The sequence below is a fragment of the Alteromonas salexigens genome (assembly GCF_025628895.1).
Lineage (GTDB): Bacteria > Pseudomonadota > Gammaproteobacteria > Enterobacterales > Alteromonadaceae > Alteromonas > Alteromonas salexigens.
In genome coordinates this window covers 38,917-61,457 of record NZ_JAOTJC010000007.1, presented here as the reverse complement: position 1 = coordinate 61,457, position 22,541 = coordinate 38,917, and the positions used below count along the sequence as shown (strand labels likewise).

Genomic DNA, 22,541 nt, shown 5'->3' with positions numbered 1-22,541 from the left:
GAACAGCAATACAAGGAACTAATAATTTTCCATGAGTGACGACCCGCATTATCAGCGCGAAAAAGAAAAATACGACAATCCCGTGGCCAGCCGAGAGTATCTGCTTAGCGTACTGAAGGAGCATGATAAGCCACTGTCTTTTCTTGAAATTTGTGCTGCCGTAGATGCCCATGAAGAAGACCACCGTATTGGCATCCAACGACGACTCCGGGCCATGGAAAGAGAAGGTCAGTTGCAGTTTACCCGTCAGAAAAAGTACGTAGTTCAAAACCAGGACGAATTGATCCGGGGCCGGATTATCGGCCACCGCGACGGCTTCGGTTTCCTGCGCCCTGAAGATCGCAGTGGCGATTTATTTATCAGCGGCGGCCAAATGCAATTGTTTTTGCATGACGACATCGTCGAAGCCCGGGAAAGTGGCACCGACCGCCGGGGCCGTAAAGAAGCCTTTATCACTCAGGTGATCACGCCGCGCAGCGAGCCGATAGTGGGTCGTTACTTTACGGAAGAGGGCATGGCGGTAGTTATTCCTGATGACAGCCGCATTAACCATGAGATTGTGATCCCACCCGAACACACTAACGGCGCCAGAATGGGCCAGGTGGTGGTGGTTGAACTGGTGCAGCGTCCCCGTCGCAAAATTAATCCGGTGGGCAAAATTGTTGAAGTACTCGGTGAGCATATGGCGCCGGGTATGGAAATTGATATGGCACTGCGCACCTTCGATATTCCCCACCAGTGGCCGAAAGCCGTGACCCGTCAGGTCAAAGACCTCACCGAAGAAGTACCGGAAGAAGCCAAAGAAGGACGGGTTGACTTGCGTCAGCTGCCGCTGGTGACCATTGATGGTGAAGATGCCCGTGACTTTGATGATGCCGTGTTCTGTGAACCGCTGGATGAGGGTGGCTGGCAGCTGTGGGTAGCCATTGCTGATGTAAGTCATTATGTACGTCCCGGCACGGCCCTGGATACTGAAGCGCAAAACCGCGGTAACTCGGTGTATTTCCCGGAGCAGGTCATTCCCATGTTACCGGAAGTCTTGTCTAACGGTTTGTGCTCGCTGAATCCGCAGGTAGACCGCTTGTGTATGGTCTGTGAGATGACCATTACTGCACAGGGCAAACTGGACGCCTACCAGTTTTATGAAGGGGTAATGAACTCCCATGCCCGTTTAACCTATACCAAGGTGGGCAAAATTCTCGAAGGCGACAAAGATCTGCACGAGCGCTATGCAGAACATGTTCCTCATCTGCGCGACCTGCACGATATGTACCGCGCGATGAAAAAAGCCCGTCAGCAACGAGGCGCCATTGAGTTTGAAACCCAGGAAAGCAAGTTCGTATTTAACGCCCAGCGTAAAATAGAGAACATTGTGCCAGTGGTGCGCAACGATGCCCACAAGCTCATCGAAGAGTGTATGATCATGGCCAACGTAAGTGCGGCCCTGTTCCTGGAAACTCACGAAGCGCCTGCGCTCTACCGAATTCATGATAAGCCTGACGCCGACCGTCTTACGGCCTTTACCAGTTATCTGGGCGAAGTGGGTGTGCCGCATCGCATTAACGAAGATGCCATGCCGGCCGATTTCACCGATGTGGTGCTCAAAACCCGTAATCGTCCCGACCAGGAATTGATCCAAACGATGCTGCTGCGCTCAATGAAGCAGGCAGTATACGGTGGTGACAATATTGGTCACTTCGGGCTGGCGCTAAAGGCGTACGCTCACTTTACCTCGCCCATACGCCGCTACCCGGATATGGTTGTGCACCGGGCGATAAAAGGTTTGCTTAAAAAGCTGCCGCCGAAGCAGAAAGTGTCAGGCGCGAAGGTGTATACCACGGAAGAAATTGAGCAACTGGGTGAGCAGTGTTCCACCACCGAGCGTCGCGCTGACGATGCCACCCGGGATGTGGCCGACTGGCTGAAGTGTGAGTTTATGCTGGATCACGTTGGTGACTCATTTGAAGGCGTAGTGAGCTCAGTCACGAATTTCGGCCTGTTCGTACGGTTAACCGAATACCATATTGATGGTCTGGTGCACATTACCTCACTGGGTGATGACTACTACCGTTATGACGATGTGAAACAGGCGCTGGTGGGTGATCAGGGGCACAATCAATACCGGCTGGGTGATGCGGTAGATGTGAAAGTGGCCGCAGTAAATCTGGATGAACGCAAAATAGATCTGGTACTGGACAGCGAGACGTTACGTGCCCAGTCAGGCAAAAAGGTGGCGGTAAAAACTGCCAAAAAGCCCCGCCGACGCAAAGACAACAACGACAAGTCAGGTAAAAAGTCCGGTCCGCCGAAGGGCAAGAAACCAGCCTCTAATAAAGGTAAAAAGCGCTAATGGCACAACAGGAATGGTTATACGGTCTGCACGCAATGCAGTCGGTATTAGAAAATGAGCCGGAACGGGTCATTGAGGTTTTTGTATTAAAAGGCCGCACCGATGATCGCCTGACTAACATCGTCAATCAGGCGCGTAGGTTTGGTGTCAGTGTGCAGTTCTGTCAGCGTAAAGTGCTGGACGACAAAGTCCGAGGCGAACAGCACCAGGGGGTGGTGGCCCGGGCTAAACCGGCCCGCGTGCTGGACGAAAACGATTTGGACAAGGTGTTGCAGGCTCACTCGCAGCCGCTGATCCTGGCACTGGATGGCGTGACCGACCCGCACAATTTGGGCGCGTGTTTGCGCACCGCCGATGCAGCTGGTGTGCATGCGGTAATTGTGCCGAAGGATAAATCAGCCAGCCTCACCGCCACGGTCAGAAAAGTGGCCTGTGGCGCCGCGGAGGTCATTCCGTTGATCCAGGTCACCAACCTGTCGCGCACCCTGAAGCATTTGCAACAGGAAGGGCTGTGGGTAATCGGCACCGCCGGCGAGGCGGAGCAACTGGTGTTCAATGCAAAACTGTCTGGTCCCACCGTGCTGGTTATGGGCGCAGAAGGGAAGGGCATGCGCCGGCTAACCCGGGAAACTTGCGACGAACTGGTAAAACTCCCCATGGCGGGCGCAGTATCCAGTCTGAACGTCTCAGTGGCGACTGGGGTCTGCCTGTACGAAATCGTTCGTCAGCGTAGCCAGTAAACTTCTAGAGGGCGGCAAACGCGTTGCTGCCCTGTTTCTCCTCACACGGCTGTTACTTTTCAGTAAATCTTTGTCCGCAAAATATGTCTCTCACTTGCTGCTATTTGTAAGTCTTTGTTGTGATGTATATTGCTAATTTAAGCAGTTCATAAAACACATATCCTCTTAAAAAATAAGTTTTGTTAAGTTGTTAAGTTCCATTTTCTTTCCCCCAGCCTATGAGCAATAAGGCCTGTGAGCTGGTGAACCAGTTGATCGGTGTTATTGCCTCCCCTTTCTCAGAATTAACGTTGCTTAATAATAGGGGTTTTTTTATAACAAAAGCTCAGATACTGTACAGCTACGCTTAATAATATAGATAAATGTAAATAATAAAGGCGTCGTAGGTTTGGCTGGTTAACGGGCAAGAAGCCCAAGCTGACAGTGTCCGGAGCTACGGTAGCCCATTGATTAACGAGTAATTTTGTATACACGGGTAATAACTCAGCATACGTTACTCTGAACCAGCTTCCGTAGTATGGAAGGCACTGCATCAGAAATGAGCAGTCAACACCAGATGTCCAGGTACACGGGTAACGTGTCGAAAAAGCATAACAGGGATGTGGACTTTTTTTGGTGAATAGCGACCCGGCCTGTCGATATCTGTTAGGAACATACCCCAACTAATTAAGCTCCGTTAAGAGAGCCAGGGGGAAACAACAACAAGACAGGAAATAAATGAAACATAATCAACACACATCCATAAATAAAGCTGCTTTAGTGGCATCTCTTACCCTCCTTAGTGCCTCCGTCAGCGCCGCCGTAAATGCGCCGGTTAAAGTTGAAGAGGCAAAACAATCCGTTAATGCTCAACTGCAACAAGGTTTAGCTTCTTTTGTTGAAGCCGAAGCCATTGAGCAGCGTTATATCGTTAAATTTAAAAACACCAACGATATCGGCGGGCCTAAACTGAAAACGAAAGGCGGTAAGAAAAAGATGGCAGGCATGCCAGCTTCTCAAGCCTCTGATCGTGCGTTTGACGTGCTGGCGGCTAAATCGCTGGTAGAACAGGTCGGTGCGAAAACACACAAAGTCATTGAAAAGCAAAAAATGGTCGCTGCATCAATGGATAAGCGCACCTTAAACCTGCTGCGCAAGAACCCGAATGTTGAAAGTGTATCGGTAGATGCCCGTCGTAAACTAATGGCGCAAACTACTCCGTATGGCTACAACATGGTGCAGGCGAACCAGTTATCTCAAAATAATACTGGCGCTCGTAAGGTTTGTATCATTGATACAGGCTATAACCTGGGTCACCCTGATCTTCCAGATACTAATAATGGTGTCACTGGCGAAGCCAACAATACTGCAGTAGGAAGTTGGAGCAATGACGGCAATGGTCACGGTACCCATGTCGCAGGGACAATTGCCGCTTATGACAATGTGGAAGGCGTCATTGGTGTTTACCCGGGCGTGAGCATGCACATCGTGAAAATTTTCGATGATAGCGGGAGCTGGACTTACGCGTCTGACCTGATTGAAGCCATTAACCAATGTCAGGCTGCCGGCTCGAATGTTGTGAACATGAGTCTGGGTGGGGGTAGCTCGTCTACTGCTGAGCAAACCGCCATGCAAGGCTTCGTTGATGATGGCATGATGCTGGTAGCTGCGGCTGGTAACGATGGTAACAGTACCCTTTCTTACCCGGCTTCTTATCCCGCTGTAATGTCAGTTGCGGCTGTGGACAGCAGCGAAAATCACGCAAGCTACTCGCAATACAACAGCGCAGTAGAAATTGCGGCACCGGGTAGCTCGGTATACTCCACTTATCCTACTAATTCGTATGCCACACTTAACGGTACATCTATGGCGACGCCACACGTTGCCGGTGGTGCGGCACTGGTATGGAGCTTCTTCCCGCAGTGTAGCAACGAACAAATTCGTAGTGCGCTAAATGCAACGGCAAAAGACAAAGGCTCAGCCGGCCGCGATAACTTTTATGGTAACGGTCTGATGCAAGTCGCAGATGCTTACGACTACCTGAACACCAATGGTTGCGATGGTAGTGGCTCAGGCGGTGGCGGCGGTGGCGGCGTTGAGCCGGTTACTGGTCAGCTGACTAACCTCTCGGGCTCAACAGGCTCGTGGGATCGCTATACCTGGGATATCCCAGCCGGCGTACAGACTATGACGGTTGAAATTTCAGGCGGAAGCGGCGATGCCGACTTGTACCTGCGTTTCGGCTCCCAGCCTTCTACAATGAGCTACGATTGCCGTCCTTATAAGAACGGTAATAACGAAGTGTGTACATTTACTAACCCGGCGGCCGGCACCTGGCATATCGGTATCCGTGCGTACAGCTCTTATAGCGGTGTAACCATGGATTATTCTTACGAGTAAATTGCTCACACGTCAGTAACCTATAGCAAAGCCGGCATTTCGCCGGCTTTTTTAATAAAAATTTCCTTGCAGCTAAATCCTCCCCTTGGTAGATTGCCGCCGAAAAATCAGACAGATATGGCGATTTTGTGCTCACAAACGTATTTTAAATAATACCTAAAATCCCCATAGAGTGTCTTTTTCTCGAATCTATCGATTATTCTGTCAAAAGTGTTTATTCGGAACGAAAGCATCGTTCCTTTATTTGTTGTACTGCGAAGTTTGCAGGATGCCTTTTTCGTAGTCGTGTTGCTGAAGTAGCGTCCATCCCTTCTCAAACAAGGGTGGATTTCAACAGGACTCCATCATGAAGTTTACTAAATCATTTTCTACACTGTTTACCGCAATAGCGGCCACCGGGCTGTGTGTATCAACTGTATCTGCAGCGCCGCAGAACGCCGACAAGCCGGCCAGTCTGCAACAGGATCTGGCAGCCCAGTTACAGTATGTACTGGAAGCGCAAGATCGTTATATCATCAAGTTTAAGGAAGACGCTGAAGGCCCGGTTGCGCAATCGAAATCAGATAAGGCTTCACGCTCAATCAGTGAACGTCGCCGCGCCCGCTATGTCGCCGATACAGCGGCTACGGCAGTCAATGGTGTTTCAGGTCGTTTGCATAAAGTGTTGGCCCGCCGAGGCATTGCGGTGGCCACTATGGGGCGTTATGCCGCTCAGCAGCTTAGCCAACGAGCCGATGTTGAAAGCGTCACGGTGGACCCGGTTCGTAAGCCAATGGCCCAGACGGTGCCGTATGGTTATACCATGATCAATGCGCAACAACTGAACCAGCCCGATACCAGCGCCATGAAAGTTTGCGTTATCGATACCGGTATCAGTGCCGGCCATGAAGATTTGCCTAACCAGAACAATGGCCTTACGGGAGACTCCAATGGTCCGGCTGTGGGTAACTGGTATAACGACGGCCATGGTCACGGTACCCACGTGGCGGGCACTATCGCCGCTTACGACAACGGTTACGGCAGCATTGGGGTGTACCCGGGTGTGAACCTGCACGTCGTCAAAATCTTCGACGACAATGGTGGCTGGACCTACGCATCGAATCTGGTTTCTGCCATTGACCAGTGTGTGGACGCGGGGGCTAAGGTTGTGAACATGAGTCTTGGCGGTGGTGGTTCCTCCAGCTTTGAAAACAATGCTATGCAGCAGTTTGAGGACGACGGCATTCTGCTCGTGGCAGCGGCGGGCAACGCCGGTAACACCAGTAAGTCTTATCCGGCGTCCTACGATTCAGTTGTATCAGTAGCCGCGGTGGGCTCTAACGGTACCCGTGCATGGTACTCTCAGCACAATGACCAGGTGGAAATTGCAGCGCCTGGATCAGGTGTCTATTCCACAGGTAAAAACAACAACTACCGCAACATGACCGGCACCTCTATGGCCACGCCGCACGTGTCCGGGGCAGCAGCCCTGCTGTGGAGCTTTTATCCGCAATGCAGCAATAAGCAAATTCGTGATTTGCTGAACATGGCGGCTGTCGACAAAGGCGATGCCGGACGTGACAACAAGTATGGTCACGGCCTGTTAGATGTTGAAGCGGCATATAATCTGGCAGCTCAGAATGGCTGTAACGGGCAGGCGGACGAAGCCGCTCCGGCACCTGTATTGCCGCCGGTAAACGGCTTTGGTGATACGATAACCGGCCTGAGCGGCAAAGCCTCGCAGTGGGTGCGGGAAACCATTGAAGTTCCGGCGGGGCTGGAACAACTGACGTTTACTACTTCAGGTGGTGAGGGTAATGCGAACTTATATGTCAGGGAAGGTAAGTATCCCTACCTGCGCTTTAATGACTGTAAGTCAGAGCAGGCTGGCACTGCCCAGACCTGTACCATTAACGCGCCAGAAGCTGGCACCTGGCACGTCGCGTTGCGCAGTGATAGCGGATTTGACGGCGTAACCCTGACTTACTCCAGCAACGGTGGTGGCGGTAACGATAAGAACGAGAACATGGAAGAAACGTATACCGACCTGTCCGCTGCGCACAAAGACTGGAACCGGTTTACCTGGGAAGTGCCGGCAGGCACCGCCCGCCTGACGCTGACATCGACTGGCGGAACCGGAAACGCAAACCTGTTTGCTCGGTTTGATCGTCAACCTATGATGTACCAGTTCGACTGCCGGTCATGGGATTCGTCAGACAATGAAGAAACCTGTGTGATAGAAAGCCCGCAGGCCGGAACCTGGCACCTGGGTCTGCGAGCACGGGAAGCTTACAGTGGCGTGACCTTCCAAATTTCTATGGAGTAAGTAGCCACCCTGAGGGTGAGATAGCAACCAAAAACCGGTCTTAACAGACCGGTTTTTTTATGGGCGCGAGGCCAGGCTAATTACTATTAAAGTAAAGATATCCCGTGAATTGCAAAGAATATGTAAAGACCTGAACTGCACTGACTTTTGCCTGCTCTTAGCGGCGTGCGGTTGCCCCCTGGCGACCGGTTATGTGATTAAACAAGGATCTTTTATCTATGCAGTGCTTATCTTTACTGGCGCAGCGCATTGCTGCGACCTTAATTATGCTCATTCTAGTGACCGGCTGTGGTGGCTCAGACAGTGATAGCAACAGTGACTACCCCTATGCTTACCTGCAGTTTTACAATGCATCCCCTAACGGCGCGACGGTTACCATGCGTGAAGTGGACGGCGATGCATTTGGCTCAGCCCAGTTCGGAGACGCTACCGCGATGCTTTCGCTGGAGGCCGGGGAAACCGAATTGGAGTTCATTCGTACTGACGCAGACGATCAGGAAGTCGTTATAGACACCCACACAGTTGAATTACGGGAAGGACAGAAAACCCTGGTGGTACTCAGCGGCGACTTTACAGCTCCGGTTATAGACGACACCAGCTATACCCGCGCGTCTATGGAAGACCATTTCCGGCTGTTAACCATCGCGCTCACGATAGACGAACAGGCGTATGATGTGTATCTGAGTGAGTCAGGCGAACCCTTCGAAGCGGCCCACCTGCTGGGTACTACCTACCATGGCGAGCTAACAGAGTTCACTTACTGGGATGGTGACAGCAGCAGTGAGTACTTTGACAGTGGCGAGTATACCCTTTATCTCACTTTGCCGGGCGAAACCGAGGTGATGTTCGAGTCGCAAACCCTTAATTTTGCCTACTCTACAGAGTACGTGCTGTCACTAAGAGATGTGAGCGGCGCCATTCAAACCGGGCTCACTGTGGATGCGGTACTGAACTCCACGTCGGTCAGCACAATTACTGATGCTAATGCGCTGTCGCAATACCGAGTATACAATGCGACTTCGCTGGACACCCCCGTGATGGTCAGCCTGGGCGGTGACGCCGATGAGCCGGACACCAAACTGACGCTGGATGCCGGAAGTTTGAGTACCTTTACCCCTATCCGGTACGGCGATTACCGGCTGACGCTGAGCACCGCAGACGACAGTGCCGTGCCACTGAATAATAAACTGCTAACCCTGAATCAGGGCGAGAGCAAAGCCATCATGATTTACCAGCGTGACGATGAATTGGGTGCCGCCACCTTTATAGAAAGTGGTTTGCCGCAGTCGTATGACAAAACCGTCAACTTTATTAATCTGGCAACCCATGTAGATGACGTTGATATTTACCTGGTGCGCAGAGACGAAACTATCGATACCGCGGAATACCGGTTGATGAACCTGACCTTTGGGGAAGATGGCACACAGGTTCTGCCTGCCGATTATTACGAGGTCATCGCCGTGCACAAAGACAGCCAGGGTGAACAAACACTGCTGGATCGCACAGCGCTGGTCGGTTTTACGGAGGAACAAAACTACATTGTAGTGGTTCAACCAGCGCAAACACCGACAGGCTATGCTATTAAAATTCTGAGTGAAGCCGAAGTGACCACCGACGTATTAGACTAATTGATAACAGCCCAAGTCTTCCCATTTACCGGTTTATGGTTAAAAGTTGGGCTAGGACACGCAGCAGAAGGGGAACATCACTCCCCTTTTTTGTTTATAACTACCGGACCCACTTTCAACAATGAAGCTCATTCGTGCCTTACGTGAAATCTCTGCGGATATCACGTTATCCAGTGCTGACAAAATGACTCGCCTGCTCCGGCTTGGCTGCGAGGCATTCGGGCAGGATATTGGGCTGGTCAGTCATATCTATGGTGATACCTACGAAGTGGTCGCCGCCGTGAGCCCTGAGGACGCCATTGCACCGGGCGATACCTTTCCGCTAGGTGATACTTTTTGCAACGATACTCTGGCTACAGACGGTATCACGGCTTATCACAATGTGAGCAAGTACCCCGGCGGGCACCACCCGGCCTGTAAAAGCTTTCAGCTTTACAGCTATATTGGTATTCCTGTCATTGTCGATCGTAAACGTTACGGTACCCTGAATTTCTCGTCCCCGGAGCCGGCTGAACTGGCGTTTACCGATGAACATTACGACTACCTTATGCTGTTAGCAGAGTGGGTAGGCATGCAGCTGGCGAATCAGCATTCGTTTGAGCTGCTGATGCAGCATCAAAACGAACTTGAACACCAGTACCAGTTATTCAGCCATGTGTGTGAAATGGCAAACGTAGGTACCTGGGAGCAAAACCTGAGTACCGGCGAATTACGCTGGTCAGAGACGATGAAGCGTATGCACGGTTTGCCAGCTGACGAAACCATGACCAGCGAAAAAGCCGGGCAGTTTATTGTCAGCGCGACCGAGCGCAAAGAGGTACTTGCGCTGCATGAACATGCGCTCTCCACGGGCAGCACCTGGCAGAAACAAGTGGAAGTACAGCTTAAGGATGGTACCCGCAAATGGATGATCACCTACGCTAGGCCAGTCGTGATAAACAATCAGCACGTGAGCATGATTGGCGCCACCCAGGATATCACCGGACGGGTACATGATGAACATGAGCTGCGCCGGCGCCAGCAACAGGCCGAAACGGCACTGAAAGCACGTACCGAATTTCTGGCAAATATGAGTCATGAAATACGTACGCCTATCCACGGGGTGCTGGGCATGCTGGATGCGATAAAGCGCACTCCGCTGGGCGAAAAGCAACGGGAATACTGTGGGCTGGCGTGGGACAGTGCGCAGCATTTGCTGGCGCAGGTAAACGATATACTGGATTTTTCAAAAATTGATGCCGGCCTGATGACCTTTGAAAAGGTGCCGGTCACACTCAACGATATGATTGTAAAGCAAGTGGCCGTGCATCAGGCGAAGCTGAAAGAGAAAGGGCTACATCTGGCCGTAGAGACCCGTGCCACTGAAGACATTATCTTTGAATGCGACCCGTTACGAATCAATCAGGTGATAAGTAATCTGGTCAGCAACGCGGTGAAATTCACCCAGGACGGGGGCATAAGTATTGCCACCCGGGCAACAAAACAGTCAGATAGTCATTACCTGGTGCAGCTTACTGTGGTCGACACCGGTATTGGTATTGCTGAAGCCGAGCAACAGAAAATCTTTTTGCCATTCGAGCAGGCCGATACCGCGACGACCCGGGTGTACGGAGGCACCGGGTTGGGGCTGTCTATCGTCAAACAAATCGTCAAGCACTATCAGGGAGAGGTAAGGGTCAGCAGTGAACTGGGGCAGGGGGCGACCTTTACAGTGACGCTGCAGTTACCACTGGCATCACTCCCGGACACTACTGAGCCGCGCACCGCAGCGAAAAAGCAAACGGGTAACAGCTTAAAAGGGAAGACCATCCTGGTGGCTGAAGATAATCCCATTAACCAGCTTGTGATCAAAGAACAGCTACAGGAGCTGGGGGTTAGCTTTACAATTACGGATAATGGCCAGCAGGCCGTAGACACCCTGGCCGCGGCGAACCGTAGTGGGTCACCCTTTGACCTGGTAATAATGGACTGCCAGATGCCGGTGCTGGATGGCTACAAGGCCGCACAGTCAATACGTGCATTAGCTGGACCCGAATCCCAGACCCCGATTATTGCCCTGACGGCCCACGCACTGGCGGGAGAGAAAGAAAAATGTCAGGCAGCCGGTATGAATGACTTTCTTACTAAACCTGCCACAATTGACGATCTGCGCACCTGTCTGGTGACCAATATCGCCACCTATCAAATGCCACACAGGGGTGGCGTTTAGGCCTTAATTTCTCTACAATAGGCAGTTCTTCAGTGGCGCTTTTCCCAGCCACCTATCGTTTAAAATTAATTCACTTTTCCGCTATCGCTCCCCGATATTTTCTGTTATCATTTCGCGCCCTTTTTATGGGGGTATGTACATAAAAACAACAAAGAGTGTTGTTTTTTACAGCAATAACGACTCGGGAGAGTCTTAATAGAGCGGAGCACTAACATGATCCAAATGCAAACTAACCTGGACGTTGCAGATAACAGCGGCGCTCGCAGGGTTCAGTGTATTAAGGTTCTTGGTGGCTCGCATCGCCGTTATGCAGGTATCGGTGACATCATCAAAGTTACTGTTAAGGAAGCAATTCCTCGCGGTAAAGTTAAAAAAGGTGACGTACTGAATGCAGTGGTGGTGCGTACTAGAAAAGGCGTTCGTCGTTCGGATGGTTCTACTATTCGCTTTGACGGTAACGCGGCTGTTTTGCTTAATGCAAACAAGCAACCAATTGGTACGCGTATCTTTGGACCGGTAACCCGTGAGTTGAGAAGTGATAACTTCATGAAAATCATCTCATTGGCCCCAGAGGTACTATAAGGAGTCACGATAATGGCTAATAAAATTCGTCGTGATGATGAAGTAGTCGTATTAGCGGGTAAAGACAAAGGCAAAACAGGCAAAGTCCTGAAAGTGCTTATTGCTGATAACCGTGTAGTTGTAGAAGGCGTAAATCTTGTCAAGAAGCACCAGAAGCCGAACCCGCACATGCAGGTTCCTGGTGGAATTGTTGAGAAAGAAGCTTCTATTCACGTTTCAAATGTAGCGATTGTTAACCCGGCAACGGGCAAAGCAGATCGCGTTGGTTTCCGTTTCGAAGACGAAAAGAAAGTACGTTTCTTTAAGTCTAACGGCGAACTTGTTTAATTGATTGGAGAGTACGATGGCGAAACTGCATGATTTCTATACAGAAACAGTAGTAGCTGAACTTGCGAAGCAGTTCAATTACAAAAGCGTCATGCAAGTCCCTCGGATTGAGAAAATCACCCTGAACATGGGTCTGGGTGAAGCAGTTGCTGACAAAAAGGTGCTTGAGAATGCTCAAGCTGACATGGCGGCTATCGCTGGTCAAAAACCTATTGTCACAGTTGCCAGAAAATCAGTAGCGGGTTTCAAAATCCGTGAAGGTTATCCGATTGGCTGTAAAGTAACCCTACGCGGCGAGCGTATGTGGGAATTCCTTGAGCGTTTGGTATCAATCGCTATCCCGCGTATCCGCGACTTCCGTGGTCTGAGTGCAAAATCATTCGACGGTCGTGGTAACTACAGCATGGGCGTGCGTGAACAAATCATCTTCCCTGAAGTCGATTTCGACAAAGTGGATAAAGTTCGTGGTATGGATATTACTATCACTACCAGTGCGAACACTGATGAAGAAGCACGTGCTCTGCTGACCGCGTTCAACTTCCCATTCAGAAAATAAGGGGTGTAGGGTTATGGCAAAAGAATCAATGAAGGCTCGTGAAGTCAAGCGTGCAAAGCTAGTAGCTAAGTACGCTGAAAAGCGCGCCGCACTTAAAGCGACTATCAGCGATGTAAACGCAACTGAAGAAGAGCGTTTCGATGCTGTTCTGAAGCTACAACAACTACCACGTGATAGCAGCCCAGCACGTCAACAGAACCGTTGCCGTATTACTGGTCGCCCACATGGTTACCTACGCAAATTCGGTCTTAGCCGTATTAAGCTGCGTGAAGCGGCAATGCGCGGTGAAGTCCCTGGCCTGAAAAAAGCCAGCTGGTAAGGAGTAGCTAAAATGAGCATGCAAGATCCTATCGCGGATATGTTTACCCGCATCCGTAACGGCCAGATGGCGCAGAAAGTATCTGTAACTATGCCTTCTTCAAAACTGCGTGTTGCTATCGCAGGTGTGTTGAAAGCTGAAGGTTACATTACTGACTTCGCTGTTTCTGGTGACGTTAAGCCTTCTTTAGAAGTGACGTTAAAGTACTTCGAAGGAAAGCAAGTAATTGACACTATCGAGCGTGTTAGCCGACCTGGTCTGCGCATCTATAAGAAAAAAGATGAGCTGCCAAAAGTAATGGGCGGTTTGGGCGTAGCTATCGTGTCGACTTCTAAAGGTGTGATGACTGACCGTGCGGCGCGTAATGCTGGCATGGGCGGTGAGATCATCGGTTATGTTGCGTAATCGGAGGAGTTGAAATGTCACGAGTAGCAAAAGCCCCAGTAGACATTGTATCAGGAGTAGAAATTTCTATTTCCGGTCAAGAAGTCTCGGTAAAAGGTAAAAACGGTACACTGAACCGTGTTTTCAACGATGCTGTTGAAATTGTTCAGGAAGAAAACCAGCTGAAAGCACTGCCTCGCGAAGGTTTTGCTGATGCATGGGCGCAAGCAGGTACTGTACGCGCACTTCTGAACACCATGATTCAGGGTGTATCACAAGGTTTTGAGAAAAAGCTGCAGCTAAATGGTGTTGGTTACCGTGCGCAAGCACAAGGTAACAAACTAAATCTGACGCTTGGTTTCTCTCACCCTGTTGCATACGAAATGCCAGAAGGCATTACGGTTGAAACTCCTAGCCAAACTGAAATCGTCGTCAAAGGCGCCGATAAGCAGGTGGTAGGACAGGTTGCGGCAAACATTCGCGCGTACCGTCCACCAGAGCCTTATAAAGGTAAAGGTGTACGCTATGCAGACGAGCACGTTCGCCGTAAAGAAGCTAAGAAAAAGTAGGTGGGTGATACGATGGATAAGAAAACAGCTCGCATTCGTCGCGCAACTCGCGCACGCGCAAAAATTCGTGAACTGGCCGCGCATCGCTTGGTTGTAAACCGTACACCTCGCCACATCTATGCTCAGCTGATCGCGCCTAGCGGTTCTGAAGTATTGGCAGCGGCTTCTACCGTTGAGAAAGATCTGTCAAAAGATCTTAAATCAACTGGTAACGCTGAAGCAGCGGCGATAGTCGGTAAAGCAATCGCAGAACGTGCTATCGAGAAAGGCATCAAAGATGTTGCTTTCGATCGTAGCGGGTTTAAATACCACGGTCGCGTGAAAGCATTGGCTGATGCAGCTCGCGAAGCTGGCCTTCAGTTCTAGGAGTTTATAATGGCTAAACAAGATGTTCAGAATGGTGAACTGTTAGAGAAATTGATTGCCGTAAACCGCGTTTCTAAAGTGGTTAAAGGTGGTCGAATCTTCAGTTTCACTGCATTGACAGTAGTGGGTGACGGTAATGGTCGCGTAGGTTTCGGTTACGGCAAAGCACGTGAAGTGCCTGCTGCAATCCAGAAAGCTATGGAAAAGGCACGTCGCAACATGGTTGACGTTGACCTGAACGGCCACACACTGCAGCACCCAATCAAGGGTCGTCACTCTGGCTCTAAAGTGTACATGCAGCCTGCATCAGAAGGTACCGGTATCATCGCCGGCGGTGCAATGCGTGCAGTACTTGAAGTAGCTGGTGTGCAGAACGTACTTTCAAAATGTTACGGCTCTACAAACCCAATCAACGTAGTTCGTGCAACTATCAACGCGCTGACAGAGATGAATTCTCCAGCCCAGGTAGCCGCGAAACGTGGATTGTCTGTAGATGAGATTTTGGGGTAATCAGACATGGCAACGATTAAAGTAAAGCAAACGAAGAGTGCAATTGGCCGCTTGCCAAAGCACAAAGCGACGCTGAAAGGCTTAGGCCTGCGTAAAATCAACCATGTCCGTGAACTGGAAGACACCCCAGCTGTACGTGGCATGATCAACCGTGTCTCGTACATGGTTGAAGTAGTGGAGGAGTAAGAAATGCGTTTGAACGATATTTCTCCTGCACCAGGAGCAAAAAATACTGGTAAACGTGTTGGCCGTGGTATCGGCTCAGGTCTTGGTAAAACCGGTGGCCGTGGTCACAAAGGTCAGAAAAGCCGTTCAGGTGGTTCTGTGAAGCCAGGATTTGAGGGTGGTCAGATGCCAATCCAGCGTCGTCTGCCTAAGTTTGGTTTCACGTCACGTAAGGGCATGGTTACTGACCAGGTTACACTGACTGAAATCGCGAAGGTAGCAGGTGATACCGTATCGCTTGAGACTCTGAAAGCTGCAGGTCTTGTTAAGAAAGAAATGCAGTTCGTCAAAGTCGTTAAGAGCGGTGAAGTATCACGCGCGGTAACGGTAAGCGGGTTGAAGGTTACTAAAGGCGCTAAAGAAGCGATTGAAGCTGCTGGCGGTAAAGTAGAGGAATAAGCTAGATGGCTAAACCAGGATTGGATTCAGGCGCTAAAAGCGGCCTGAGTGAGCTGAAATCAAGATTGTTGTTCGTACTTGGTGCGATCGTAGTATTCAGACTAGGCTCCTATGTGCCTATTCCTGGTATCGATCCTGCGGTACTCGCGCAGTTGTTTGAACAACAGAAAGGCACCATCGTAGAGATGTTTAACATGTTCTCCGGTGGCGCCCTTGAGCGAGCATCCGTTCTGGCTTTGGGCATTATGCCATACATTACTGCGTCCATTATTATGCAGTTGCTCTCGGTGGTTCATCCACCGATGATGGAGCTTAAAAAAGAAGGTGAAGCAGGCAAGCGCAAAATCAGTCAGTACACGCGTTATTTAACGTTAGTACTGGCCACGTTCCAAGCAATTGGAATTGCGACTGGCCTGCCCAACCTGATTAATGGATTGGTGATAAGTCCTGGCTTCGGATTTTACTTTACGGCAGTAGTGAGCTTGGTCACAGGAACGATGTTCCTGATGTGGCTGGGTGAGCAAATTACTGAGCGGGGTATCGGTAACGGTATCTCTATATTGATATTTGCTGGTATTGTTGCCGGTCTGCCAACAGCGATAGGTCAGACTGCGGAACAAGCAAGACAGGGTGACATTAATCTGTTGTTCCTGTTACTGATAGGTGTGATTGTCATTGGTTTGACTTATATGGTGGTGTTCGTAGAACGCGCACAACGCCGTATTGTGGTAAACTACGCGAAGCGTCAGCAGGGCCGTAAGGTGTTTGCGGCACAGAGCACGCATTTACCGCTTAAGGTCAATATGGCTGGTGTTATTCCACCCATCTTTGCGTCCAGTATTATTCTGTTCCCGGGAACCATCGCAGGATGGTTCGGTCAGAATGAATCTACAGCGTGGTTGCAGGATGTAGCATTAATGCTTTCTCCTGGTCAGCCGCTGTATGTGATGTTGTATGCAGCAGCCATCATCTTCTTCTGCTTCTTCTACACGGCGTTGGTTTTCAACCCGCGTGATACGGCAGATAACCTGAAGAAGTCTGGTGCGTTTATCCCTGGTATCCGTCCGGGTGAACAAACATCAAAATATATCGATAAGGTAATGACTCGCCTGACACTGGCTGGCGCACTTTACATAACCTTTATTTGTTTGGTGCCTGAATTCATGCTGATTGCCTGGAATGTGCCGTTCTACTTCGGTGGTACGTCGCTTCTGATTATTGTGGTAGTTATCATGGACTTTATGGCGCAGGTGCAGACCCATCTGATGTCTTCTCAGTATGAGTCTGTTCTGAAGAAAGCTAACCTTAAAGGCTACGGCCGATAAGCTTAGCCTACTACGGAGTGATGTAATGAAAGTTCGTGCATCAGTAAAAAAGATTTGCCGTAACTGCAAAGTCATCAAGCGCAACGGTGTTGTGCGTGTGATTTGCATTGAGCCAAAGCATAAGCAAAGGCAAGGTTAATCTTCGCGGTACAGAATACGAATCGAATGTAAGCAGAACCTGACAACAGGTTCTGCCCATTTGTATTCAGTAGCCTGAACCTAATTTGCAATTTAGTTGACGGGTAAGTATCCTATCGGGCTTTTTAGGCCGTCAACAATAATTAGAGGAGTGCTGTTAATGGCCCGTATCGCTGGCATTAACATTCCTGAACACAAGCACACTGTGATTGCCCTACAGGCAATTTACGGTGTTGGTCCTACACGTGCGAAAAGCATCTGTGAAGGCGCTGGTGTTGCAGAAAACACAAAAGTAAAAGAGTTAGACGAAGCTACTATTGATAAGCTTCGTGATGAAGTGGCGAAATTCACCGTTGAAGGTGACTTACGTCGTGAAGTATCGATGAGCATCAAACGTCTGATGGACCTGGGTTGCTTCCGTGGCATCCGCCACCGTCGTAGCTTGCCTCTACGTGGTCAGCGCACTAAAACTAATGCGCGTACCCGTAAAGGTCCTCGTAAGCCAATCAAGAAGTAAGCGGGGGAGATAAGTTATGGCAAAAGCACCTACTCGTAGTACGCGTAAACGCGCAAAACGTCAGGTTGCAGACGGAATGGCTCATATCCATGCGTCTTTCAACAACACAATTGTGACTATTACTGACCGTCAAGGCAATGCACTGGCATGGGCGACATCAGGTGGTTCAGGTTTCCGTGGTTCACGTAAATCTACCCCTTTTGCTGCACAGGTTGCTGCTGAGCGTGCTGGCGTAGCCGCACAAGAATACGGTCTGAAGAACCTAGAAGTGTTCGTTAAAGGTCCAGGTCCAGGCCGTGAGTCTGCGATCCGTGCTCTTAACGCAACAGGTTATAAGATCACAAACATTACCGATGTGACCCCTATTCCTCACAACGGTTGTCGTCCACCGAAAAAACGTCGCGTTTAATCGACGGACAGTTGGAGAAAGATCATGGCAAGATATTTGGGTCCTAAACTCAAACTTAGCCGTCGCGAAGGAACAGACCTGTTCCTGAAGAGCGGCGTTCGCGCAATCGATTCTAAATGTAAGATCGATACAGCGCCTGGTCAGCACGGTGCCCGTCGTGGCCGTCTGTCTGACTACGGTGTTCAGCTGCGTGAAAAGCAAAAAGTACGTCGTATGTATGGCGTATTGGAAAAGCAATTCCGTAACTACTACAAAGAAGCTGCCCGTCTGAAAGGCAACACCGGTGAAAACCTGTTGCAACTGCTTGAGCAGCGTCTGGATAACGTAGTTTACCGGATGGGATTTGCCAGCACTCGTGCAGAAGCGCGTCAGCTGGTTAGCCACAAAGCGATTATGGTTAATGGCAAAGTGGTAAACATTCCATCTTTTAACGTTACTGCCGAAGACGTGGTTTCTGTTCGTGAAAAAGCTAAGAAGCAATCGCGCATCGTGGCTGCTCTGGAACTGGCTGACCAACGTGAGAAGCCTACCTGGATTGAAGTAGACAGCAACAAGATGGAAGGTACGTTCAAGCGTATTCCTGAAAGAACTGACCTGTCTGCCGATATTAACGAACAGTTGATCGTCGAACTTTACTCTAAGTAAAGCTAACTAAAGAGGAAGCATTGTGGGTTCTGTGACTGAATTCCTAAAACCGAGATTAGTTGAGATCGAAAACCTTTCTCCTACTCGTGCCAAAGTAACTTTGGAACCCCTGGAGCGCGGCTTCGGCCACACTCTGGGCAACGCCCTGCGCCGCATTTTACTGTCATCCATGCCAGGATGTGCAGTAACAGAGGTTGAAATTGACGGCGTGCTACACGAGTACAGCACCAAAGAAGGTGTTCAGGAAGATGTGATTGAGATCCTGCTAAATCTGAAAGGTTTAGCGGTTCGCCTTGATGGTAGTAAAAACGAGGCGACCCTGACACTAGTGAAATCTGGCGCTGGCCCTGTTGTTGCTGGTGATATTCAGCATGACGGCGATGTAGAAATTGTGAATCCTGACCACGTCATTTGTAACCTGACAGGCGAAGCTGAAATCAGCATGCGCGTGAAGGTTGAAATGGGTCGCGGTTATGTTCCTGCGTCTACTCGTCGCTCCTCTGAAGAAGATGATCGTCCAATTGGTCGTTTGTTAGTTGACGCTTCATACAGCCCAGTTGAACGTATTGCATACACTGTTGAGTCTGCCCGTGTTGAACAACGCACAGACTTAGACAAATTGATCATCGATATGGAGACGAACGGTACTCTGGATCCTGAAGAAGCGATCCGCCGTTCTGCGACTATCCTAGCGGAACAGCTTGACGCATTCGTAGACTTACGTGATGTGTCTGAGCCAGAAGCGAAAGAAGAGAAACCGGAGTTTGATCCGATTCTGCTTCGCCCGGTTGATGACCTGGAACTGACAGTACGTTCTGCAAACTGTTTGAAAGCTGAAGCTATCCAGTACATTGGTGACCTGGTTCAGCGTACTGAGGTTGAGCTACTTAAAACGCCTAACCTGGGTAAGAAATCGCTAACTGAAATCAAAGATGTTCTAGCATCTCGTGGTCTGTCTCTGGGCATGCGCCTGGAAAACTGGCCGCCAGAGAGCATCGCTGAAAAAGATTAATCAGGTTTTTATCAAACTGATTTGTAGAGAAGGATAAAACTATGCGCCATCGTAAGAGTGGTCGTCAGTTGAATCGCAACAGCAGCCATCGTCAAGCTATGTTCAAAAACATGGCCGGTTCACTGGTTAAGCACGAAGTGATTAAAACGACGTTACCAAAAGCGAAAGAATTACGTCGCGTAATCGAGCCTCTTATCACCATGGCTAAAGAAGACAGCGTTGCAAACCGCCGTCTGGCTTTCGCCCGCACAGGTGATAAAGAGGTTGTAGGTAAACTGTTCAACGAGCTTGGTCCTCGTTACGAAGCTCGCCCAGGCGGTTACACGCGCATTCTGAAATGCGGTTTCCGTGCCGGCGACAATGCTCCTATGGCATTCGTTGAGCTAGTTGACCGTCCGGTTGTAGAAGCTGAAGAAGAAGCAGTAGAAGCGACTGAAGAGTAAGTTATACTCGCTATTCTGAGTAATCAGGATTTGTTAAAAACCCGGCTTAGGCCGGGTTTTTTGTGTCTTATAAATGCTTAAACTGGCGTCGTTTATCCGATGCCTGGTGAGTTAGCTGCCCCAGTTGCTGAACGCGAGCGCATCAGCTGGAGGCTCTACTCAAACAGGGCTGATGCCATAAGTGATAATCTCTGATAACACCTAAATGCTTAATAACAGTAATCGCACCCACGGTTCCCATAAACTTTTGTCATCAATAGAGTATGAAAACCGTTACCAAGAACGGCTGGGAAATGTTTAAGTTATTGGTCGCGACTCAGATAAATACCCACCAACTTTAGAGACAGGCCAAAAGGTTATGGTTAGAGAAAAACAGATTCAGAGAGTAATATTTGAAGATATTGGGAACTACATAAAACTTGCCAACTAAAAAGTATGACTTCTGTAGTGTTCGATTTATTAAAGTGATATCAAAATGACAAAATCTTTAAAACAAAAAGACTTCCGCAAGGTGGCCGTTGCGATAAAGCAACAAGCAGGGCGTTACGTTAAAGTCATACGCCAAAGGTTAAACAGCGCGAAATTACATAATAGTGTTAAAACCCGCATGCGAGCTATGGTTGGTAGGAGCTGCTTAACCAATACTGAACAGGCCTTTGTTCAACAGGAAATAGATAAAGGGAATAAAGAGCTTGGTAACCTTCTTGGCTTTGAAAATGGCGAAGTTAATAAACATATAAAAATAAGAATTTCGCCAGATACTGCTAAAGCAATGGTTGCTAATTGCTCGCCCTCTACTGATATCACTACGCTAGCTACATTAATACTGAATCACGCAAATTTTCCAGTTAGGCAATTCATAATGAACGAAAATCTTGCCCCAGAGGTCTTCAGAGACCTAGCCATTCTTTTTAGAAAGGTAAATAAGTGTACAAGCTTCTGGCTAATTGCAAGAGCAAAGATACTTCGCCCTGATGGACCGCTAATTTCAAGTCTGTTCGATTCGATAACAGACGAATATATAGCCAAATTAAATGTAGGAATCGGCGTTATCACCTACAACAGAAAAGATTATCTGGCAAAAACGGTCGATGCTATCAGGGCGTTCACAAAGGGTGACTATCAGCTTGTTGTTGCTGACGACGGCAGTAAAGACGAAACGCTAGACTGGTGTGAACAGAATGGTGTTCCCCACACAAGTTGCGTGAATAAAGGTGTTGTTCGGAATAAGAACAGAGCGTTGTACTATCTTAATGACGTTAAAAAAGTGGATGTTTTAATTCTGTTAGAAGATGACTGTCGCCCAAATAAAGAAAACTGGCAAAAAGAATGGGTGATAGCAGCTCTTTTATGGGGGCACATTAATTATGCTCATAAACGGATTATTAAAAAAGAAGAGACAGTTGTTTCTGGCACGGGGTCTAGTACAGCGCCTTATTTATGCAAGCTGGTTACGGGGCAGTGCACAGCTTGTAGTAAGGAAGCAATGGATAATGTTGGCTACCTTGATCCAAGGTTCAATGGTTATGGTGCAGGACATGTTGAGTGGACTGAACGATTTATTCGACAGGGTTATAACGGCACAACAGAAAAACAGTGGGTTTATCCAGCCATTAACACGGGGTTAAACTCTGATGATGCGCCTACTTTCAAAAATCCTGAGCAGTTAGAAAAAAACCGAGCGCTCAAAAAGGAAATAAGCAAAGAATCTCACAAACGTGCAGCATGGGTAGATGCAAATGAAAAAGCGGATTTTTTAAAAGAGATTGAAACAATTAATCACTAACAAAAGGCTTGTGAGTATCTGAAATTAGTTGTTTTTGATCAAACCAACCTGAATTGGCGCGGTCACCAAGTTGCCTGTCCAAAAGGTTTGGGATAGCAACATGCTCTTTTGTTGCATTCCTAGTGGACGTTTAGGATGCTGGTAATTAACTGGGTTAACGCCCTTCATTATGCGCATTGCGCGATAGTGCGCAGGGTAAAATCGCAAGAGTATCGTTCGTGATGATATAAAAAATGGTTCCGGCTCCCGCCGGACTGCCGATCACGCGATACGCTTGGCGAGTATGTCTTAGATTCGTGATGACTTCAGGAGCTGGGCGCTACTCTCGATGCACATAGGTCACCGACGTCGCTTGCGGCGCTTTACTCTGACGCTCTTCCATAATTGGCGCACCTACTTACCAATTATGGAATGATGA

The 22,541-nt window shown here is 49.2% G+C and carries 24 protein-coding genes; all 24 read left to right on the top strand.

The window, feature by feature from the left end:
• Positions 1–31: 31 nt before the first annotated feature.
• The 24 genes from rnr (at position 32) to OCL06_RS07590 (ending at position 22,123) form a co-directional block, all read left to right on the top strand.
• Positions 32–2,350, top strand: coding sequence for a ribonuclease R (rnr, locus tag OCL06_RS07705; RefSeq protein ID WP_262993192.1), 2,319 nt, complete (start codon positions 32–34; stop codon positions 2,348–2,350).
• Positions 2,350–3,090 (top strand): 23S rRNA (guanosine(2251)-2'-O)-methyltransferase RlmB, encoded by a 741-nt coding sequence (rlmB, locus tag OCL06_RS07700; RefSeq protein WP_262993191.1) that lies wholly within the window; start codon positions 2,350–2,352, stop codon positions 3,088–3,090. The genes rnr and rlmB overlap by 1 nt, the downstream gene beginning before the upstream one ends.
• A gap of 717 nt (positions 3,091–3,807) precedes the next feature.
• The gene (locus OCL06_RS07695) at positions 3,808–5,469 is read left to right on the top strand and encodes a S8 family serine peptidase (RefSeq protein ID WP_262993190.1); all 1,662 of its coding nucleotides are present in this window, start codon (positions 3,808–3,810) and stop codon (positions 5,467–5,469) included.
• 346 nt (positions 5,470–5,815) lie between these two features.
• A complete protein-coding gene (locus OCL06_RS07690) occupies positions 5,816–7,774 on the top strand; it encodes a S8 family serine peptidase (RefSeq protein ID WP_262993189.1) in 1,959 nt (652 codons plus the stop codon).
• Positions 7,775–7,992: 218 nt separating this feature from the next.
• Positions 7,993–9,402 carry a DUF4397 domain-containing protein gene (locus OCL06_RS07685; RefSeq protein ID WP_262993188.1) on the top strand — a complete coding sequence of 470 codons (1,410 nt, stop codon included), beginning with the start codon at positions 7,993–7,995 and terminating at the stop codon, positions 9,400–9,402.
• Positions 9,403–9,523: 121 nt separating this feature from the next.
• Positions 9,524–11,611: a GAF domain-containing hybrid sensor histidine kinase/response regulator gene (locus OCL06_RS07680; RefSeq protein WP_262993187.1), complete on the top strand. Its 2,088-nt coding sequence runs from the start codon at positions 9,524–9,526 to the stop codon at positions 11,609–11,611.
• Positions 11,612–11,824: 213 nt separating this feature from the next.
• The gene (gene rplN / locus OCL06_RS07675; protein ID WP_262993186.1) at positions 11,825–12,193 is read left to right on the top strand and encodes a 50S ribosomal protein L14; all 369 of its coding nucleotides are present in this window, start codon (positions 11,825–11,827) and stop codon (positions 12,191–12,193) included.
• A gap of 12 nt (positions 12,194–12,205) precedes the next feature.
• On the top strand, positions 12,206–12,520 hold the full coding sequence (rplX, locus tag OCL06_RS07670; protein ID WP_262993185.1) for a 50S ribosomal protein L24: 315 nt from the start codon (positions 12,206–12,208) through the stop codon (positions 12,518–12,520).
• A 16-nt stretch (positions 12,521–12,536) separates the two neighbouring features.
• Complete coding sequence (gene rplE / locus OCL06_RS07665; protein ID WP_262993184.1) at positions 12,537–13,076, top strand: 50S ribosomal protein L5; 540 nt, start codon at positions 12,537–12,539, stop codon at positions 13,074–13,076.
• 13 nt (positions 13,077–13,089) lie between these two features.
• Positions 13,090–13,395, top strand: coding sequence for a 30S ribosomal protein S14 (gene rpsN, locus OCL06_RS07660; protein ID WP_262993183.1), 306 nt, complete (start codon positions 13,090–13,092; stop codon positions 13,393–13,395).
• 12 nt (positions 13,396–13,407) lie between these two features.
• A complete protein-coding gene (gene rpsH, locus OCL06_RS07655; RefSeq protein WP_262993182.1) occupies positions 13,408–13,800 on the top strand; it encodes a 30S ribosomal protein S8 in 393 nt (130 codons plus the stop codon).
• Between the two features lie 14 nt (positions 13,801–13,814).
• Positions 13,815–14,348, top strand: coding sequence for a 50S ribosomal protein L6 (gene rplF / locus OCL06_RS07650; RefSeq protein ID WP_262993181.1), 534 nt, complete (start codon positions 13,815–13,817; stop codon positions 14,346–14,348).
• A gap of 12 nt (positions 14,349–14,360) precedes the next feature.
• A complete protein-coding gene (gene rplR / locus OCL06_RS07645) occupies positions 14,361–14,714 on the top strand; it encodes a 50S ribosomal protein L18 (RefSeq protein ID WP_262993180.1) in 354 nt (117 codons plus the stop codon).
• 9 nt (positions 14,715–14,723) lie between these two features.
• Positions 14,724–15,224, top strand: coding sequence for a 30S ribosomal protein S5 (gene rpsE / locus OCL06_RS07640; protein ID WP_262993179.1), 501 nt, complete (start codon positions 14,724–14,726; stop codon positions 15,222–15,224).
• 6 nt (positions 15,225–15,230) lie between these two features.
• Entirely contained in the window at positions 15,231–15,410 is a 180-nt protein-coding gene (gene rpmD / locus OCL06_RS07635; RefSeq protein WP_262993178.1) for a 50S ribosomal protein L30, read from the top strand.
• Positions 15,411–15,413: 3 nt separating this feature from the next.
• Positions 15,414–15,848, top strand: a complete 435-nt coding sequence (rplO, locus tag OCL06_RS07630) for a 50S ribosomal protein L15 (protein ID WP_262993176.1) — start codon at positions 15,414–15,416, stop codon at positions 15,846–15,848.
• 5 nt (positions 15,849–15,853) lie between these two features.
• Positions 15,854–17,173, top strand: a complete 1,320-nt coding sequence (gene secY / locus OCL06_RS07625; protein WP_262993175.1) for a preprotein translocase subunit SecY — start codon at positions 15,854–15,856, stop codon at positions 17,171–17,173.
• Between the two features lie 25 nt (positions 17,174–17,198).
• Positions 17,199–17,312 carry a 50S ribosomal protein L36 gene (gene rpmJ / locus OCL06_RS07620; RefSeq protein WP_128786443.1) on the top strand — a complete coding sequence of 38 codons (114 nt, stop codon included), beginning with the start codon at positions 17,199–17,201 and terminating at the stop codon, positions 17,310–17,312.
• Between the two features lie 159 nt (positions 17,313–17,471).
• Complete coding sequence (rpsM, locus tag OCL06_RS07615) at positions 17,472–17,828, top strand: 30S ribosomal protein S13 (protein ID WP_262993173.1); 357 nt, start codon at positions 17,472–17,474, stop codon at positions 17,826–17,828.
• Positions 17,829–17,844: 16 nt separating this feature from the next.
• Positions 17,845–18,237, top strand: coding sequence for a 30S ribosomal protein S11 (gene rpsK / locus OCL06_RS07610; protein ID WP_073325331.1), 393 nt, complete (start codon positions 17,845–17,847; stop codon positions 18,235–18,237).
• A gap of 24 nt (positions 18,238–18,261) precedes the next feature.
• Positions 18,262–18,882 carry a 30S ribosomal protein S4 gene (gene rpsD, locus OCL06_RS07605; protein WP_218310942.1) on the top strand — a complete coding sequence of 207 codons (621 nt, stop codon included), beginning with the start codon at positions 18,262–18,264 and terminating at the stop codon, positions 18,880–18,882.
• Positions 18,883–18,901: 19 nt separating this feature from the next.
• Entirely contained in the window at positions 18,902–19,894 is a 993-nt protein-coding gene (locus OCL06_RS07600) for a DNA-directed RNA polymerase subunit alpha (RefSeq protein ID WP_262993848.1), read from the top strand.
• Between the two features lie 41 nt (positions 19,895–19,935).
• A complete protein-coding gene (rplQ, locus tag OCL06_RS07595; RefSeq protein ID WP_262993169.1) occupies positions 19,936–20,337 on the top strand; it encodes a 50S ribosomal protein L17 in 402 nt (133 codons plus the stop codon).
• A gap of 475 nt (positions 20,338–20,812) precedes the next feature.
• The gene (locus OCL06_RS07590) at positions 20,813–22,123 is read left to right on the top strand and encodes a glycosyltransferase family 2 protein (RefSeq protein WP_262993166.1); all 1,311 of its coding nucleotides are present in this window, start codon (positions 20,813–20,815) and stop codon (positions 22,121–22,123) included.
• The last annotated feature ends 418 nt before the right edge of the window (positions 22,124–22,541 follow it).

Excerpts from the sequence above, each read along its gene's own strand:
- secY (WP_262993175.1), top strand. The coding sequence starts at position 15,854 with ATGGCTAAACCAGGATTGGATTCAGGCGCTAAAAGCGGCCTGAGTGAG.
- rpmD (WP_262993178.1), top strand. The coding sequence starts at position 15,231 with ATGGCAACGATTAAAGTAAAGCAAACGAAGAGTGCAATTGGCCGCTTG.
- OCL06_RS07690 (WP_262993189.1), top strand. The coding sequence starts at position 5,816 with ATGAAGTTTACTAAATCATTTTCTACACTGTTTACCGCAATAGCGGCC.
- rplR (WP_262993180.1), top strand. The coding sequence starts at position 14,361 with ATGGATAAGAAAACAGCTCGCATTCGTCGCGCAACTCGCGCACGCGCA.
- rlmB (WP_262993191.1), top strand. The coding sequence starts at position 2,350 with ATGGCACAACAGGAATGGTTATACGGTCTGCACGCAATGCAGTCGGTA.
- OCL06_RS07680 (WP_262993187.1), top strand. The coding sequence starts at position 9,524 with ATGAAGCTCATTCGTGCCTTACGTGAAATCTCTGCGGATATCACGTTA.
- rnr (WP_262993192.1), top strand. The coding sequence starts at position 32 with ATGAGTGACGACCCGCATTATCAGCGCGAAAAAGAAAAATACGACAAT.
- rplF (WP_262993181.1), top strand. The coding sequence starts at position 13,815 with ATGTCACGAGTAGCAAAAGCCCCAGTAGACATTGTATCAGGAGTAGAA.
- rpsH (WP_262993182.1), top strand. The coding sequence starts at position 13,408 with ATGAGCATGCAAGATCCTATCGCGGATATGTTTACCCGCATCCGTAAC.
- rplQ (WP_262993169.1), top strand. The coding sequence starts at position 19,936 with ATGCGCCATCGTAAGAGTGGTCGTCAGTTGAATCGCAACAGCAGCCAT.
- OCL06_RS07590 (WP_262993166.1), top strand. The coding sequence starts at position 20,813 with ATGACAAAATCTTTAAAACAAAAAGACTTCCGCAAGGTGGCCGTTGCG.
- OCL06_RS07685 (WP_262993188.1), top strand. The coding sequence starts at position 7,993 with ATGCAGTGCTTATCTTTACTGGCGCAGCGCATTGCTGCGACCTTAATT.
- rpmJ (WP_128786443.1), top strand. The coding sequence starts at position 17,199 with ATGAAAGTTCGTGCATCAGTAAAAAAGATTTGCCGTAACTGCAAAGTC.
- rplN (WP_262993186.1), top strand. The coding sequence starts at position 11,825 with ATGATCCAAATGCAAACTAACCTGGACGTTGCAGATAACAGCGGCGCT.
- rpsE (WP_262993179.1), top strand. The coding sequence starts at position 14,724 with ATGGCTAAACAAGATGTTCAGAATGGTGAACTGTTAGAGAAATTGATT.
- rplO (WP_262993176.1), top strand. The coding sequence starts at position 15,414 with ATGCGTTTGAACGATATTTCTCCTGCACCAGGAGCAAAAAATACTGGT.
- rpsD (WP_218310942.1), top strand. The coding sequence starts at position 18,262 with ATGGCAAGATATTTGGGTCCTAAACTCAAACTTAGCCGTCGCGAAGGA.
- rpsN (WP_262993183.1), top strand. The coding sequence starts at position 13,090 with ATGGCAAAAGAATCAATGAAGGCTCGTGAAGTCAAGCGTGCAAAGCTA.
- rplX (WP_262993185.1), top strand. The coding sequence starts at position 12,206 with ATGGCTAATAAAATTCGTCGTGATGATGAAGTAGTCGTATTAGCGGGT.
- rpsM (WP_262993173.1), top strand. The coding sequence starts at position 17,472 with ATGGCCCGTATCGCTGGCATTAACATTCCTGAACACAAGCACACTGTG.
- rplE (WP_262993184.1), top strand. The coding sequence starts at position 12,537 with ATGGCGAAACTGCATGATTTCTATACAGAAACAGTAGTAGCTGAACTT.
- rpsK (WP_073325331.1), top strand. The coding sequence starts at position 17,845 with ATGGCAAAAGCACCTACTCGTAGTACGCGTAAACGCGCAAAACGTCAG.
- OCL06_RS07695 (WP_262993190.1), top strand. The coding sequence starts at position 3,808 with ATGAAACATAATCAACACACATCCATAAATAAAGCTGCTTTAGTGGCA.